We start from the raw sequence: 14,181 nt of genomic DNA on the forward strand, positions 1-14,181 counted from the left end.
AGCGTTCAAAACCGTTTTGTAGGGTTCCTGCCCGGCAACTCGAATCTCCATGGCGGAGCGAGGCGACAGGGTTGCGATGACCGTCCGATGACATGGATGTCATCGCCGAGCTTACAGGGACGTACTTGCAGCGTGCCATCGCAGCCCTGTCGCCTCGCGCAAGCTGACTTCGAACTTGCCACTCGACATTGCTGCCCTGTTACCTCCGGCTAGTCGCCCGCCGCCCGTCAGGATGGCGCAGGACGCCGTGAACCCATCCATGGGGGCTTGACGAAATCATCCCTGTTTTCAACACCTGCTCCACCCTGTCAGCCGGCGGACTTGATCTCGCATCAGAGTGACGCCGATTTAAAACGCCAGAGAGTTGATGGCGGTGTCCGCCGGCGGGCTCTGACGTGGTTAAGGTTTGGCGTAGCTCAGGCGCGCTACCTCCCAGGACCACGTAGCCGGGCTGCGTATCTGGAACATTTCAGCGGTTGAAGTGATAGCACTATGCCCATATAGTTGGACGCAGAGCGCTGGAAATTGAAGCCAAGGAATAATAAGGAATCGCTATGGAAAGCAACAAACCGCGTAGCTGGATATGTTTTGCACTGGTGCTTTCCTGCCTACCTTCAGCGGGCAACGCTGACTCCATGGTTAATCCTGCGTCGGCTGAATTCTTACAGCTGGGCAACCCATTTGTGTTGATCAGCGCGGGACTGTCGCTATTGGTGATACTTCTTGCTTGGCTTTGCCTGCGACTCAAGCATCAGAACATGCGGAACCAGAGTTCTGCGATATCTGCATTGAGTACCATGCGGGAGCTGGTCGGAGGATTGCAACAAAACGAGGCGGCCTTGCGCGATCAACTGATAGACCAAACGGCCGAGCTGGCCCAGATCAAAGCACACCCTGGCCAACTGACCCTGCAACCTTCCGTCGTCGCGCTGGCGAAAAGCTCAGTCCAATAGGCCACCCTGGCGCAGCGAGCATGCTGCGCCAGACCAGCACTAGTCGCGGTAGATTCGCAGAACCTTGCCTTCCGGATCATCTGTCAGCAGATAGATCGAGCCGTCCGCGGCAGTGCGAACATCGCGCAGGCGCTCGTTGAGCTCCATGAACAAGGGCTCCTGAGCCACCTCTTCTGCTCCATTCAGCACCACTCTACGCACCTGCCTGGCAGCGAGTGCCGAGACCAGCAAACTACCGTTCCATTCCGGAAACATATCGCCGTTGTACAGCGACAAGCCGGCAGGGGCTATGGAGGGCGTCCAGTGCAGAACAGGCTGCTCCAGGCCTTCGGCCTCGGTATAGGGGCTGATCACTGCGCCGCTATAGTCGACGCCGTAGGTAATTTTCGGCCAGCCATAGTTTTTGCCAGCTTCCAGCAGATTGATTTCATCGCCGCCCTTGGCGCCGTGCTCGTGGCCGATCAACCTTTGGTTGGCCGTGTCATACACCAGACCCTGCACGTTCCGATTACCCAGGGTATACAACTCGGGCGCGGCATTTGGAGTATCGACGAAGGGATTGTCATCCGGCACTGTACCGTCGCGATTGATACGCACGGTCGAGCCCAGATGGTTGGCCGGATTCTGCGCCTCTTCACGGTGAATGAACGCATCGCCTAGCCCTAGCACCAGAGTGTTATCCGGCAGGAAAGCAATCCGGCCACCGTAGTGCGCACCGCCGCGTTTGGCGGGCTGTGCGCGGAAGATTTCCTTCACCTCTACCAGACTGTTGTCTTCCAGACGGGCACTGATAAGACAGGTGTTGTTGGCCGCTTCGGTGCCGCAGGCATAACTGAGAAACAATCGACCAGTGGACGCGTATTCCGGGTCCAGTGCCACTTCAAACAGGCCTGCCTGGCTCTGCACGAAGACCTCGGGAACGCCCGCGACCGGCTCTTCACGCAGCGTGCCGTCAGCTTCGATCACGCGCAGTCGGCCTGCGCGCTCGGTAACCAGCATGCGCCCGTCAGGCAGAAACGCCAGCGACCAGGGGTGTTCGAGGTTCCGCGCAACAATCTCGATCTCGTAATCCGCAGCCTGCGTACCCAGCGAAGCAGCCAGCGCAACCGCTGCTACCAGAAACTTGCTCTTATTGATCATGGCATCGTTCTCCGTGGATTCGCACTCATTAGCCCAGCACCCGCAGGCCCCGACGCGATCGTGGCCGCACCAGCCGGCCAAACAGACCACTGCCGATACCGACGGCTGCCATCATGGAAAGCGTGCCCGGTAATTCACGTGTCACCGCAAGGAATACCGGAGGCGGCGCGTACCAATCGACCGCTTGAAAGGCGACCCAGATACCGACCGCACCGGCGAGGAAATATACAACCAGGCGCCAGGGCTTGAGAATCCGGGCGATGCCTTCCGCCGCTGGCAGCGCAAAAATGAAAGTCGCCACGACCAGGATAGCCATCAGCGGGGAAAAATTGACCAGATCCTTGAGACTGGAGTCGATGCGATCCGCGGGCAGGATCTCCATACCGAGTTTTTGCAGCTCATAGAGGTTGAACTGGGTTTGTACCAGCGTAGCCAATATCACTGCTACCACCACCGCCAGAACAAAAAACAGAAGTACCCGCATTACCGAAATCAGTGACATGTCTTCCTTCCTGTCTAAAACCGTCACGCCTCGTGGCAGTGGACGGCACATACCGGTCCGTCGAAGGTCAGGGCCTGCTTGGCCCCTAGGGTAGATCCGGCAGATTCCGCAAGGCCTGTTCATAGGCCTCATTGTCAAAAGGTTTGTCGTCGATGAACATCTCACCAATCTGGAAGGCCAACACATGGGCCATGAGATCGATACTGTCCTCACGGCTGTAACCGACAAGCATCAGCTTGTTCAGGGTTGCCTGAGCAGCTTCAGGTTTGTTATCGGCCAGTTGGTTCTCGATTGCTTCGCGCAGCCCCGCACGGGCGATAGCTTCATCACTATCGTCGTCCAGGCGGTCATCATCGATATTGTCCATGGGTGCCTCCAAACACGGCGGGGGCAACATTGTGCCCCCGCCGTGCTGTCAGTTGATCTTCGGATCCAGCTCACCGCTGAGGTAGCGCTGATGCATGTCGTCGAGGGAGATCGGCTTGATCTTCGACGCATTGCCCGCGGTGCCGAATGCCTCATAACGATCGATGCAGATGTCACGCATCGCGTCGACTGTCTTGGCGAGGAATTTACGCGGATCGAATTCGCTCGGATTCTCGGCCAGGAAGCGGCGAACCGCGCCAGTGGACGCCAGGCGCAGGTCGGTATCGATGTTCACCTTGCGCACGCCGTAACGAATACCTTCGACGATTTCCTCGACCGGCACACCATAGGTTTCGGGGATGTTGCCGCCGAACTCATTGATGATCTGCAGCCATTCCTGAGGCACCGAAGACGAACCGTGCATCACCAGGTGCGTATTGGGAATACGGGCGTGGATCGCCTTGATGCGGTCGATGGCGAGGATGTCGCCTGTCGGCGGACGGGTAAACTTGTACGCGCCGTGGCTGGTGCCGATGGCGATGGCCAGCGCATCAACGTGGGTTTGCTTTACAAAATCAGCGGCCTCTTCCGGATCGGTAAGCATCTGTTCCAGATCCAGGGTGCCTTCGGCACCGATGCCGTCTTCCTCGCCGGCCTGCCCGGTTTCCAGGCTACCCAGACAACCCAGCTCGCCCTCAACAGACACGCCGCAGGAATGGGCCATGTCCACGGTCCGGCGGGTGACGTTGACGTTGTAGTCGTAATCCATCGGTGTCTTGCCGTCTTCGCCCAGCGAGCCGTCCATCATGACTGACGAGAACCCAAGCTGGATCGAGCGCTGGCATACAGCCGGGCTGGTGCCGTGATCCTGGTGCATACACACCGGGATATGCGGAAACTCTTCAATTGCAGCGAGAATCAGGTGACGCAGGAAGGGTGCACCGGCGTACTTGCGCGCACCGGCTGACGCCTGAACGATAACCGGCGAATCGGTCTTGCTTGCCGCTTCCAGGATCGCGCGCATCTGTTCCAGGTTGTTGACGTTGAATGCTGGCACGCCATAGCCGTATTCGGCGGCGTGGTCGAGCATCTGACGCATGCTGATAAGAGCCATCTGTTATCTCCGGTAAGTAATTATCAAAATTCTGTTGGCTAGCCTGCCGCAGAGGGCAGCAGGCTGCAAGTTACTGGCGCACAGGGTGCAGGGCGCGACACCGAACCTGCGTTCGGCGGAAGAAGACTGTCGTCAGTCTGCTGCCCCGGCGGTCGGCGATCAGACCTTGACCTTGCGCTGTTCGAGGATTTCCACGGCAGGCAGAGTCTTGCCTTCGACAAACTCGAGGAAGGCGCCGCCACCGGTAGAGATGTAGGAAATCTGTTTCGCGACGTCGTACTTGTCGATTGCCGCCAGGGTGTCACCACCGCCGGCGATGGAGAACGCCGGGCTTTCGGCAATGGCCTTGGCCAGCACGCGGGTGCCCTCGCCAAACTGATCGAACTCGAACACGCCGACAGGGCCGTTCCACAGGATGGTGCCAGAGGACTTGAGCAGCTCAGCAAACTGCGCCGCCGTCTTCGGACCGATATCCAGAATCATGTCGTCTTCGGCAACATCCTCAACGGCCTTGATCGTGGCTTCGGCATCTTCGGCGAAGGTCTTGGCAACCACCACGTCCACCGGCAGCGGAACGCTGACCTTGGCGGCAATCGCCTTGGCAGTGTCCAGCAGATCAGCTTCGTACAGCGACTTGCCCACCGGGTAACCGGCCGCCGCGAGGAAGGTATTGGCAATACCGCCGCCGACGATCAGTTGATCACACTTATCGGACAGGGCGGTGAGGACGTCCAGCTTGGTGGATACCTTGGACCCGGCGACGATAGCCACCATCGGGCGGGCGGGCTCGAGCAGCGCCTTGGCCAGCGCCTTCAGTTCGGCGGACAGCAGCGGGCCCGCGCAGACCACAGGCGCGAACTTGGCTACGCCATGGGTTGAACCCTGAGCGCGGTGAGCCGTGCCAAAGGCGTCCATCACGAAGACATCACACAGCGCGGCATAGGCCTGCGCCAGTTCGTCGTCGTTCTTCTTCTCGCCCTTGTTGAAGCGTACATTCTCCAGCAGCACCACACTGCCCGGCTCGACCTGAACGCCAGCCAGATAATCACGCACCAGCGGCACGTCACGGCCCAGCGCCTTGCTCAGGTTTTCAGCCACTGGTGCAAGACTGTTTTCTTCACTGAACACGCCCTCTTCCGGGCGACCCAGGTGTGAGCAGACCATGACCGCGGCGCCTTTTTCCAGCGCCAGCCGGATCGTCGGCAGGGCTGCCTGAATGCGCGCATCACTCTTGATACGACCTTCCTTGACCGGCACGTTGAGATCTTCACGGATCAATACTCGCTGGTCCTTCAGGTCCAGCTCGCTCATGGTCAAAACGCTCATGTGTGGCTCCTTGTTGAATAAGTGAACAACCGCAATCCCTGGATGGGCTGACCGGCATACTCTGAAATGGATACCAACCCGCTTTCTGCGGGCCGCTGTATCCGGACCCTGAATGCGCTCTCAAGTTCCCCTGGGGAGCGTCCTCAACCAATAACCGGCCACATCCAGCATGCGGTTGGCAAAGCCCCACTCGTTATCGAACCAGACCAGCAGGTTGACCATTCGTGGACCCGACACCCGGGTCTGGCTGCCATCCACCACCGCAGAGTGCGGATCATGGTTGAAATCACAGCTGGCATGCGGCAACTCGGTATAGTCGAGCAGCCCCTTGAGCGAGCCGGCCGCTGCGCTGCGCAACAGACCATTAACCTCTTCAGCGGTGGTATCGCGGGACATGTGCAGCGTGATATCCAACGCTGACACGTTGAGGGTCGGCACGCGAATCGCCTTGGCCTGCACCCGCCCGGTCAGCTCTGGTAACAGGCGTTCTATGCCCCGCGCCAGACCGGTCGATACCGGAATCATCGACTGGAAGGCCGAGCGGGTGCGACGTAAATCGTTGTGATGATAGGCATCGATCACCGGCTGATCATTCATCGCTGAATGGATAGTGGTGATGGAGCCGAATTCGAGGCCGATCTGCTCGTTGAGCAACTTGAGCACCGGTACGCTGCAATTGGTCGTGCAGGAGGCGTTGGACACCAGCTGCATGTCGCCATTCAACTGCTGGTGATTGACGCCATATACCAGCGTCGCATCGACTGCTTCGGCGTTTGCCATCGGCTGCGAGAACAGCGCCCGCGGCGCACCTGCACGCAGGAAACGCTCGGCATCGGCGCGTTCGGTGTACTGCCCCGAACACTCCACCAACAGATCGATTTCCAGCGCTGCCCAGTCGATATCTTCCGGCCGCTCGGCGCACAGCACCTTCACGCACTGGCCATTGATGTGCAGGCAATCGTCCTCGACCCGCACTTCACCGGGAAACCGGCCGTGGGTGGAATCGAAGCGCGTCAGATATTCGATGCTGGCCTGATCCGCCAGATCATTCAGCGCGACGATCTGCATGCCGCTGTCGCCGCGCTCGTGCAGAGCACGTAGAACGCAGCGACCGATCCGGCCGTAGCCGTTGATGGCTATACGGTAAGGCGTTGAGGCGGACATGCGCCCTTAGTCTTCCAGCAGTTCGTCAGCCGCCAGCAGGATGTTCTCCACCGTAAAGCCGAATTCCTCGAACAACGCAGCCGCCGGTGCCGACTCGCCGAAGGTATTGATGCCGATGACCCGACCGTCGAGACCCACGTACTTGTACCAGAAGTCGCCATGACCGGCTTCGATGGCGATCCGCGCGCCGACTTCCAGCGGCAGTACCTTCTGCCGGTACTCGGCGTCCTGCTGGTCGAACACGCTGGTACAAGGCATGGAAACCACGCGGATCTTGTGGCCGCGCTTGGTCAATTCCTCGTACGCCTGCACCGCCAGACCTACTTCGGAGCCGGTGGCGATCAGGATCAGTTCCGGCTCGCCTTCGCAGCCCTTGAGGATATAGCCACCGCGGGCGATAGAGGACTCAGTCTCGTTGTCGCGGATGTGGTACGGCAAATTCTGGCGCGAGAATATCAATGCACTGGGGCCATTCTTGCGCTGCACCGCGAATTTCCAGGCGACCGCCGATTCAACGGTATCCGCCGGGCGCCAGGTATCCAGATTGGGCGTAGAGCGCAGGCTGGTCAGCTGTTCCACCGGCTGGTGCGTCGGGCCATCTTCACCCAGACCAATCGAGTCGTGGGTGAACACGTAAAGCACCCGCGCGCCCATCAAGGCTGACATGCGGACCGCATTGCGCGCATATTCCATGAACATCAGGAAGGTCGCGCCGTAGGGCACCAGACCGCCATGCAGTGCCACACCGTTCATGATGGCGCTCATGCCGAACTCGCGCACACCGTAGTACATGTAGTTGCCAGAGGCGTCTTCCTTCACGACGGGCTTGGCGCCTTTCCAGAGAGTCAGGTTGGAGCCGGCGAGATCCGCCGAGCCGCCAAGCAGTTCGGGCAATAGCGGACCGAAGGCGTTCAGGCAGTTCTGGCTGGCTTTGCGGCTGGCGATGGTCTCGCCCTTGGTTGCCACGTCGCGGATAAACGCCGACGCCTGCTGCTCGAAGTCAGCCGGCAATTCGCCCGCCATACGCCGGGTAAATTCGGTCGCCAGCGAGGGGAACTCTGCCTGATAGGCAGCAAAGCGCTGGTCCCACTCGGCTTCAGCTTTGGCCCCGGCTTGCCGCGCATCCCACTCGGCATAGATATCTGCAGGGACTTCGAAGGGTCCATGTTTCCAGCCCAGCTTTTCGCGGGTCAGCGCGATTTCATCGTCGCCCAGTGCAGCGCCGTGGGAGGACTCCTTACCCTGCTTGTTGGGTGAACCGAAGCCGATGATGGTCTTGCAGCAGATCAAGGTGGGCTTGTCACCCTTGCGCGCGGTTTCGATCGCAGTACGAATTTCATCGGCATCATGCCCATCGACGTTGCGGATAACCTGCCAGCCATAGGACTCGAAACGCTTGGGCGTATCGTCAGTGAACCAGCCGTGCACTTCGCCGTCAATCGAGATGCCGTTGTCGTCATAGAAGCCGATCAGCTTGTTCAGCCCGAGCGTGCCGGCCAGCGAGCAGACTTCGTGGGAGATCCCTTCCATCAAACAGCCATCACCCATGAACACATAGGTGTTGTGGTCGACAATGGCGTGGCCGGGCTGATTGAACTGCGCAGCCATGATCTTTTCTGCCAGCGCAAAACCCACCGCATTGGCCAAGCCCTGCCCTAGCGGACCGGTGGTGGTTTCAATGCCCGGGGTGTAACCGTATTCGGGGTGACCCGGCGTTTTGCTGTGCAGTTGGCGGAAGTTTTTCAGGTCGTCGATCGACAGGTCATAGCCCGTCAGGTGCAGCAGCGAGTAAATCAGCATCGAGCCGTGGCCGTTGGACAGTACAAAGCGGTCACGGTCTGCCCAGCCTGGATTGGCCGGATTGTGTTTCATGTAGTCGCGCCATAGCACCTCGGCTATGTCCGCCATGCCCATCGGGGCACCAGGATGGCCGCTGTTGGCTTTCTGCACAGCATCCATGCTGAGGGCACGAATGGCATTGGCTCGTTCACGACGGCTGGGCATGGAAAACTCCTGTGGCTTGCATAACGAAGAGATGGCCGAATGGCACGACCAGTAATTGAGCCGCGCATTTTCGCGCAAACCGGGCGTGCCGGCAACGAAAACACCGAAAAGGACGGCGTCGACTGATCTACGGCGGCTTATGGACCTATATCAAAAACTTTTGATATAGCAATTGCACTATCCCCGAACCGCTACTACACTGCGCCCCTATGAACCAGATTGCCCGACTCGCTGTACCCGACAGTCCGACTGAATCCCTGGCCGCCTTGTGCAAGGCAACCGGCGATGTGCTGCGCCTGGATATTCTCCGCGTGCTGCGCAACGATTCCTTCGGTGTACTCGAGCTGGCGCAGATTTTCGACATGCGCCAATCCGGCATGAGTCACCATTTGAAGGTGCTCGCCAGTGCCCGACTGGTCAGTACGCGACGCGAAGGCAACTCGATTTTTTATCGGCGTAGCCTGCCCGCAGCGGACAGCCCATGGTGCGCGGTGCATGAGCAGCTGCTGTGCGGGCTTGATGCGCTGACTCTGGACGGTCAGCTGGACGCCGCCATCGCAGCAGTGCATAGACAGCGCGCAGAAGTATCGCGTCAGTTCTTTGCCCGCTTCGCCGATGGCACACCAGCGCAGCAGGATCTGATTGCCCATTTCGGCATGTACCGTGAGCCGCTGTTGAGCCTGATCGATAGCCTGCAGCTGCCGGCTCGCGCACTGGCCATAGAAGTCGGCCCCGGAGAAGGCGGCTTCCTGCCTGACCTGTCGAGTCGTTTCGAGCGCGTGCTTGGCCTGGATAACGCCCCGGCCATGCTTGAACGCGCCCGACAGCAATGCGCCGATGCGGGACTGGATAACGTCGAATGTCTGCTGGCTGATGTACTGGAACCCCAAACGCTGCCACCTGCTGATTGCCTGGTCAGCAATATGGTTTTGCACCATCTGCCTGCGCCGGCCGATGCGTTGCGCTCTTTTGCAGCGCTGCTCAAGCCCGGCGGCAGTCTGGTACTGACCGAGCTATGCAGGCATGACCAGAGCTGGGTCCGTGAAACCTGCGGCGACCTGTGGTTCGGCTTCGATCAGGAAGACCTGAATCGCTGGGCCGCCGATGCCGGGCTGGAGCCAGGCGCCAATCTGTACATTGGTCTGCGTAATGGCTTCCAGCTTCAGGTACAGCAATTTACCAAACCCGATTTTTTGAACAACAACGTCAACCCAAGGACTGCGCCATGAGCGACTACTCGATTTTCACCTCTGAATCCGTCTCAGAAGGCCATCCGGACAAGCTGGCCGATCAGATCTCCGACGCCGTGCTCGATGCCATCATCAGCGAAGACAAATACGCCCGGGTGGCCTGCGAAACCATGGTCAAGACCGGTGTGGCGATCGTCGGTGGTGAAATCACCACCAGCGCCTGGGTTGACCTGGAAGACCTGGTCCGCGGCGTGATCAAGGACGTTGGTTACACGTCCTCCGAGGTCGGTTACGACGCGGATACCTGCGGCGTGATCAATATCATCGGCAAGCAGTCACCCGATATTGCCCAGGGTGTTGACCGCCAGAAGCCTGAAGACCAGGGCGCCGGCGATCAAGGTTTGATGTTCGGCTACGCCAGTAACGAAACCGACGTGCTGATGCCCGCACCAGTGACCTTTGCTCACCGTCTGGTTGAGCGTCAGGCGGAAGTGCGCAAGAACGGCACGCTGAACTGGTTGCGCCCCGATGCCAAATCCCAGGTGACCTGCCGCTATGACAACGGCAAGGTGGTCGGCATCGACGCCATCGTATTATCGACCCAGCACAATCCCGAGATCAGCCAGCCTGATCTGCGCGAAGCGGTCATGGAAACCATCGTCAAACATGTGATTCCGGCCGAGCTGCTACATGCCGACACCCAGTACCACATCAATCCGACCGGCAAGTTTGTCATTGGTGGTCCGGTTGGCGACTGCGGCCTGACTGGCCGCAAGATTATTGTCGACACCTACGGCGGCATGGCGCGCCACGGTGGCGGTGCGTTTTCCGGCAAGGACCCGTCCAAGGTCGACCGCAGCGCTGCGTACGCAGGCCGTTATGTTGCCAAGAACATCGTTGCCGCCGGTCTGGCTGATCGCTGCGAAATCCAGGTGTCCTACGCCATCGGCGTAGCGCAGCCGACCTCGGTCTCGATCAACACCTTCGGCACCGGCAAGATCAGCGATGACAAGATCGTCCAGCTGGTCCGCGCGCATTTCGACCTGCGGCCCTATGCGATTACCCGCGTGCTGGATCTGCTGCATCCGATGTACCGCGCCACCGCCGCCTACGGTCACTTCGGCCGTACGCCGGTAGAAATGACCGTCAAGGGCGACACCTTCACTGCCTTCCCCTGGGAGAAGACAGATCTGGCAGAAACACTCAAGGCTGAAGCAGGGCTTTAAGACAGGATCAGGGAGCCGCTGCAAAACGTAGCGAGCAACGGCCGCCCTTACTTAACGCCGGAAATCGTCGTGACAGGATTTACATGATTGTTGAACGGCGCGCAGCGGGTCGCGCACGGCTTCCGGATCCTCGGCACCGTCCTTGACCGCCGCCGCGAGCATCGCGGAGGCGTTCTGGAAATCATCGATACGCAGCGAGAACGCCAGCGGCTCGGACCAGATTTCCGGCAGCGCGTCGGTTGGCTGGGTTGACTCGCCGGGCTCGGGGAAGTGCTCCCAGGGCGCGTCAGACAAGGCATCGAGTTGCCGCGCATGTTCGGCAAAGGCTTCGCCATCGTAGGCCAGGCGGTCGCTGAACATGCCGCCCATGGGCTCGCTGTGATGGAGCATTTGTTTGAATAGGGCCTGGCGCTTGCCCTCCGGGGAATCGGGATCGACTTCGTCGGCACAGCCGACAAGGGCAAGGGACAGCGCAACAGGTACGAATAATTTGAAGATTGGAACAGCTGGCATCGTTTCATTCCGACTTTACATGACGGGCGCAAGTATCACCGCTCCCGCCAATCAGGCCAAGGGGACGCTGTTGCACTAGATGTCCCCGGCCAACCGAATTGACCCTCCGAGGGGCGCTGCAGCGGTCAGATGACCGTCAGGCTCGGAGAGTGTCGCGAACGACAACCGCGCCCATTCGCCGAACACGAATGGAGTACCCGCATGAGTGCAGTAATGAACGACACAGAATTCAATGACTATAAGGTAGCCGATATCAGCCTGGCCGATTGGGGCCGCCGCGAGATCATCATCGCCGAGTCGGAAATGCCGGCTCTGCTGGCCTTGCGCACCAAGTACGCTGGCGAACAGCCGCTCAAGGGTGCCAAGATCCTGGGCTGCATTCACATGACCATCCAGACCGCGGTGTTGATCGAGACGCTGACCAACCTGGGTGCCGAAGTGCGCTGGTCCTCGTGCAACATCTTCTCCACCCAGGACCAGGCTGCCGCAGCCATTGCCGCCGCCGGCGTTCCGGTTTTCGCCTGGAAGGGCGAAACGGACGACGAATATGAGTGGTGTCTGGAGCAGACCATCCTCAAGGACGGCAAGCCCTGGGACGCCAACATGGTGCTCGACGATGGCGGTGACCTGACCCAGCTGCTGCATGACAAGTATCCGCAGGTGCTGGAAGGTGTTCACGGCGTGACCGAGGAAACCACTACCGGCGTACACCGTCTGCAGGACATGTTGAAAAAGGGCACCCTGAAGATCCCGGCGATCAACGTCAATGATTCGGTAACCAAGAGCAAGAACGACAACAAGTACGGCTGCCGTCACAGCCTGAACGATGCCATCAAGCGCGCTACCGACCACCTGCTGTCGGGCAAGCAGGCGCTGGTCATCGGCTACGGTGATGTGGGCAAGGGCTCGGCTGCCTCGCTGCGTCAGGAAGGCATGATCGTCAAGATCAGTGAAGTCGACCCCATCTGCGCCATGCAGGCGTGCATGGACGGTTTCGAGCTGGTCTCCCCGTACAAGGACGGTGTCAATGACGGTACCGACGGCTGCGTTGATGCTGCCTTGTTGGGCAAGATCGATCTGATCGTCACCACCACCGGCAATGCCAACGTGTGTGATGCGCCCATGCTCAAGGCACTGAAGAAGCGCGCGGTAGTGTGCAACATCGGTCACTTCGACAACGAAATCGACACGGCCTTCATGCGCAAGAACTGGGGCTGGGAAGAGGTCAAGCCGCAGGTGCACAAGATCCACCGCACCGGCACCCAGGTCGACACTGCCAACGATGACTACCTGATTCTGCTCGCCGAAGGTCGTTTGGTGAACCTGGGCAATGCCACAGGCCACCCTAGCCGGATCATGGATGGCTCCTTCGCCAACCAGGTACTGGCGCAGATCCACCTGTTCAACGAGAAATTCGCCGATCTGCCGGTCGTTGAAAAGACCAAAAACGTCACCGTTATGGTCCTGCCGAAGAAGCTCGACGAAGAGGTGGCACTGGAGATGGTCAAGGGTTTCGGCGGTGTTATTACCCAGCTGACACCCGCACAGGCCGACTACATTGGCGTGAGCCAGGAAGGTCCGTTCAAGCCGGACTCCTATCGCTACTAAAACCAGCTACAGGTGACGCACTTCACCGCGAGCTGCACGTGCCCGGCACGTACAGCTCGCAGTGTTCGCTGAGCGCCTGCCGCGCGTGAGACAAAAAGCATGACCACACAGCAGAATAATCCCATCAGCTTCGAGTTCTTCCCGACCAAGACTGATGCCGGGCATGAAAAACTGATCGCCGCAGCCCACGTAATTGCCGCAGAAAAGCCCGAGTTCTTCTCGGTGACCTACGGCGCCGGTGGCTCGACTCGCGATCGCACGGTCAATACCGTGCTGCAGCTTGATCAGGACGTAAAGATCCCGACCGCGCCGCATCTATCGTGCGTGGGGGACTCCAAAGAGGACTTGCGCAGCCTGCTTAATCAGTACCGTGATGCGGGCATCAAGCGCATCGTTGCCCTGCGCGGCGACCTGCCGTCCGGTATGGGGCAGGCCTCGGGCGAGCTGCGTTATGCCAACGAACTGGTCGAGTTCATCCGCAAGGAAACAGGCGATCACTTCATTATCGAAGTCGCCGCCTACCCTGAAGCACATCCGCAGGCACGGCACTTCGAAGCGGATCTGGAGAATTTCATTCGCAAGGCCAAGGCCGGTGCGGATAGCGCGATTACCCAGTATTTCTTCAATGCCGACTGCTACTTTCACTTCGTCGAGCGGGTTCGCCAGGCCGGGGTGGATATCCCGGTAATTCCGGGGATCATGCCGATCACCAATTACACCAAGCTGGCGCGTTTTTCCGACTCCTGCGGCGCTGAAATCCCGCGCTGGATTCGCAAGCAGCTGGAAGCCTACGGCGACGATAGCGCCAGCATTGCCGGGTTCGGTACCGAGGTGATCAGCCACATGTGCGAACGCCTGCTGGATGGCGGTGCACCCGGGCTGCACTTCTATACGCTGAATCAGGCCGAGCCGAGTCTGGCCGTGTGGCGCAACCTGCGCGGGCACTGAAGCACGCTCAGCAGCTGGCTTAAAAAACAGCCAATTGTTCTCATTCTGGAGCGAATTCTGGCGGCCGATACGGCCGCCAGACACTCCCCTCAACGCATCCTGCGCGATTCTGTTATACTCGCGCTCC

13 protein-coding genes and 1 riboswitch are annotated in these 14,181 nt (G+C 59.6%); of the genes, 5 read left to right on the plus strand and 8 right to left on the minus strand.

Annotated elements, in window-relative coordinates; translation table 11 throughout:
- The first annotated feature begins 554 nt into the window (after positions 1–554).
- Complete coding sequence (locus FHK95_RS13335) at positions 555–953, plus strand: hypothetical protein (protein WP_150305130.1); 399 nt, start codon at positions 555–557, stop codon at positions 951–953.
- 39 nt (positions 954–992) lie between these two features.
- On the opposite strand, the gene FHK95_RS13340 is transcribed toward FHK95_RS13335, so the two are convergent.
- The 7 genes from FHK95_RS13340 to tkt all read right to left on the minus strand — a co-directional run bounded on the left by FHK95_RS13340 (position 993) and on the right by tkt (position 8,569).
- Positions 993–2,093 (minus strand): PQQ-dependent sugar dehydrogenase, encoded by a 1,101-nt coding sequence (locus FHK95_RS13340; protein ID WP_150305131.1) that lies wholly within the window; start codon positions 2,091–2,093, stop codon positions 993–995.
- Between the two features lie 28 nt (positions 2,094–2,121).
- Positions 2,122–2,595 (minus strand): hypothetical protein, encoded by a 474-nt coding sequence (locus FHK95_RS13345; RefSeq protein WP_150305132.1) that lies wholly within the window; start codon positions 2,593–2,595, stop codon positions 2,122–2,124.
- Positions 2,596–2,680: 85 nt separating this feature from the next.
- Complete coding sequence (locus FHK95_RS13350; protein ID WP_150305133.1) at positions 2,681–2,962, minus strand: hypothetical protein; 282 nt, start codon at positions 2,960–2,962, stop codon at positions 2,681–2,683.
- 48 nt (positions 2,963–3,010) lie between these two features.
- Positions 3,011–4,075, minus strand: coding sequence for a class II fructose-bisphosphate aldolase (gene fba / locus FHK95_RS13355; protein ID WP_150305134.1), 1,065 nt, complete (start codon positions 4,073–4,075; stop codon positions 3,011–3,013).
- A 159-nt stretch (positions 4,076–4,234) separates the two neighbouring features.
- On the minus strand, positions 4,235–5,401 hold the full coding sequence (locus tag FHK95_RS13360; RefSeq protein WP_150305135.1) for a phosphoglycerate kinase: 1,167 nt from the start codon (positions 5,399–5,401) through the stop codon (positions 4,235–4,237).
- 120 nt (positions 5,402–5,521) lie between these two features.
- Positions 5,522–6,565, minus strand: a complete 1,044-nt coding sequence (gene epd / locus FHK95_RS13365) for an erythrose-4-phosphate dehydrogenase (protein WP_150305136.1) — start codon at positions 6,563–6,565, stop codon at positions 5,522–5,524.
- A 6-nt stretch (positions 6,566–6,571) separates the two neighbouring features.
- Positions 6,572–8,569 (minus strand): transketolase, encoded by a 1,998-nt coding sequence (gene tkt / locus FHK95_RS13370; RefSeq protein ID WP_150305137.1) that lies wholly within the window; start codon positions 8,567–8,569, stop codon positions 6,572–6,574.
- A 209-nt stretch (positions 8,570–8,778) separates the two neighbouring features.
- On the opposite strand from tkt, the gene FHK95_RS13375 reads away from it, so the two are divergent.
- Both FHK95_RS13375 and metK read left to right on the plus strand, forming a co-directional pair.
- Positions 8,779–9,798, plus strand: coding sequence for an ArsR/SmtB family transcription factor (locus FHK95_RS13375; protein WP_150305138.1), 1,020 nt, complete (start codon positions 8,779–8,781; stop codon positions 9,796–9,798).
- Positions 9,795–10,985 (plus strand): methionine adenosyltransferase, encoded by a 1,191-nt coding sequence (gene metK, locus FHK95_RS13380; RefSeq protein ID WP_150305139.1) that lies wholly within the window; start codon positions 9,795–9,797, stop codon positions 10,983–10,985. The genes FHK95_RS13375 and metK overlap by 4 nt, the downstream gene beginning before the upstream one ends.
- A 51-nt stretch (positions 10,986–11,036) precedes the next feature.
- On the opposite strand, the gene FHK95_RS13385 is transcribed toward metK, so the two are convergent.
- Positions 11,037–11,498: a c-type cytochrome gene (locus FHK95_RS13385; RefSeq protein WP_150305140.1), complete on the minus strand. Its 462-nt coding sequence runs from the start codon at positions 11,496–11,498 to the stop codon at positions 11,037–11,039.
- Positions 11,499–11,600: 102 nt separating this feature from the next.
- Positions 11,601–11,678, plus strand: a riboswitch (S-adenosyl-L-homocysteine riboswitch).
- A gap of 21 nt (positions 11,679–11,699) precedes the next feature.
- Between FHK95_RS13385 and ahcY the strand changes: the two genes are divergently transcribed.
- Positions 11,700–13,106 (plus strand): adenosylhomocysteinase, encoded by a 1,407-nt coding sequence (gene ahcY, locus FHK95_RS13390; RefSeq protein ID WP_150305141.1) that lies wholly within the window; start codon positions 11,700–11,702, stop codon positions 13,104–13,106.
- A 99-nt stretch (positions 13,107–13,205) separates the two neighbouring features.
- Positions 13,206–14,054 (plus strand): methylenetetrahydrofolate reductase [NAD(P)H], encoded by an 849-nt coding sequence (gene metF, locus FHK95_RS13395; protein ID WP_150305142.1) that lies wholly within the window; start codon positions 13,206–13,208, stop codon positions 14,052–14,054.
- Positions 14,055–14,181: the final 127 nt, after the last annotated feature.

The organism is Pseudomonas saliphila (assembly GCF_008638345.1).
Taxonomy (GTDB): domain Bacteria; phylum Pseudomonadota; class Gammaproteobacteria; order Pseudomonadales; family Pseudomonadaceae; genus Halopseudomonas; species Halopseudomonas saliphila.

What these genes read in the sequence shown, in the direction of transcription:
- FHK95_RS13345 (WP_150305132.1), bottom strand. Translation starts at nt 2,595, where the DNA reads ATGTCACTGATTTCGGTAATGCGGGTACTTCTGTTTTTTGTTCTGGCG.
- FHK95_RS13385 (WP_150305140.1), bottom strand. Translation starts at nt 11,498, where the DNA reads ATGCCAGCTGTTCCAATCTTCAAATTATTCGTACCTGTTGCGCTGTCC.
- FHK95_RS13350 (WP_150305133.1), bottom strand. Translation starts at nt 2,962, where the DNA reads ATGGACAATATCGATGATGACCGCCTGGACGACGATAGTGATGAAGCT.
- FHK95_RS13340 (WP_150305131.1), bottom strand. Translation starts at nt 2,093, where the DNA reads ATGATCAATAAGAGCAAGTTTCTGGTAGCAGCGGTTGCGCTGGCTGCT.
- FHK95_RS13375 (WP_150305138.1), top strand. Translation starts at nt 8,779, where the DNA reads ATGAACCAGATTGCCCGACTCGCTGTACCCGACAGTCCGACTGAATCC.
- tkt (WP_150305137.1), bottom strand. Translation starts at nt 8,569, where the DNA reads ATGCCCAGCCGTCGTGAACGAGCCAATGCCATTCGTGCCCTCAGCATG.
- epd (WP_150305136.1), bottom strand. Translation starts at nt 6,565, where the DNA reads ATGTCCGCCTCAACGCCTTACCGTATAGCCATCAACGGCTACGGCCGG.
- metK (WP_150305139.1), top strand. Translation starts at nt 9,795, where the DNA reads ATGAGCGACTACTCGATTTTCACCTCTGAATCCGTCTCAGAAGGCCAT.
- metF (WP_150305142.1), top strand. Translation starts at nt 13,206, where the DNA reads ATGACCACACAGCAGAATAATCCCATCAGCTTCGAGTTCTTCCCGACC.
- FHK95_RS13360 (WP_150305135.1), bottom strand. Translation starts at nt 5,401, where the DNA reads ATGAGCGTTTTGACCATGAGCGAGCTGGACCTGAAGGACCAGCGAGTA.
- fba (WP_150305134.1), bottom strand. Translation starts at nt 4,075, where the DNA reads ATGGCTCTTATCAGCATGCGTCAGATGCTCGACCACGCCGCCGAATAC.
- ahcY (WP_150305141.1), top strand. Translation starts at nt 11,700, where the DNA reads ATGAGTGCAGTAATGAACGACACAGAATTCAATGACTATAAGGTAGCC.
- FHK95_RS13335 (WP_150305130.1), top strand. Translation starts at nt 555, where the DNA reads ATGGAAAGCAACAAACCGCGTAGCTGGATATGTTTTGCACTGGTGCTT.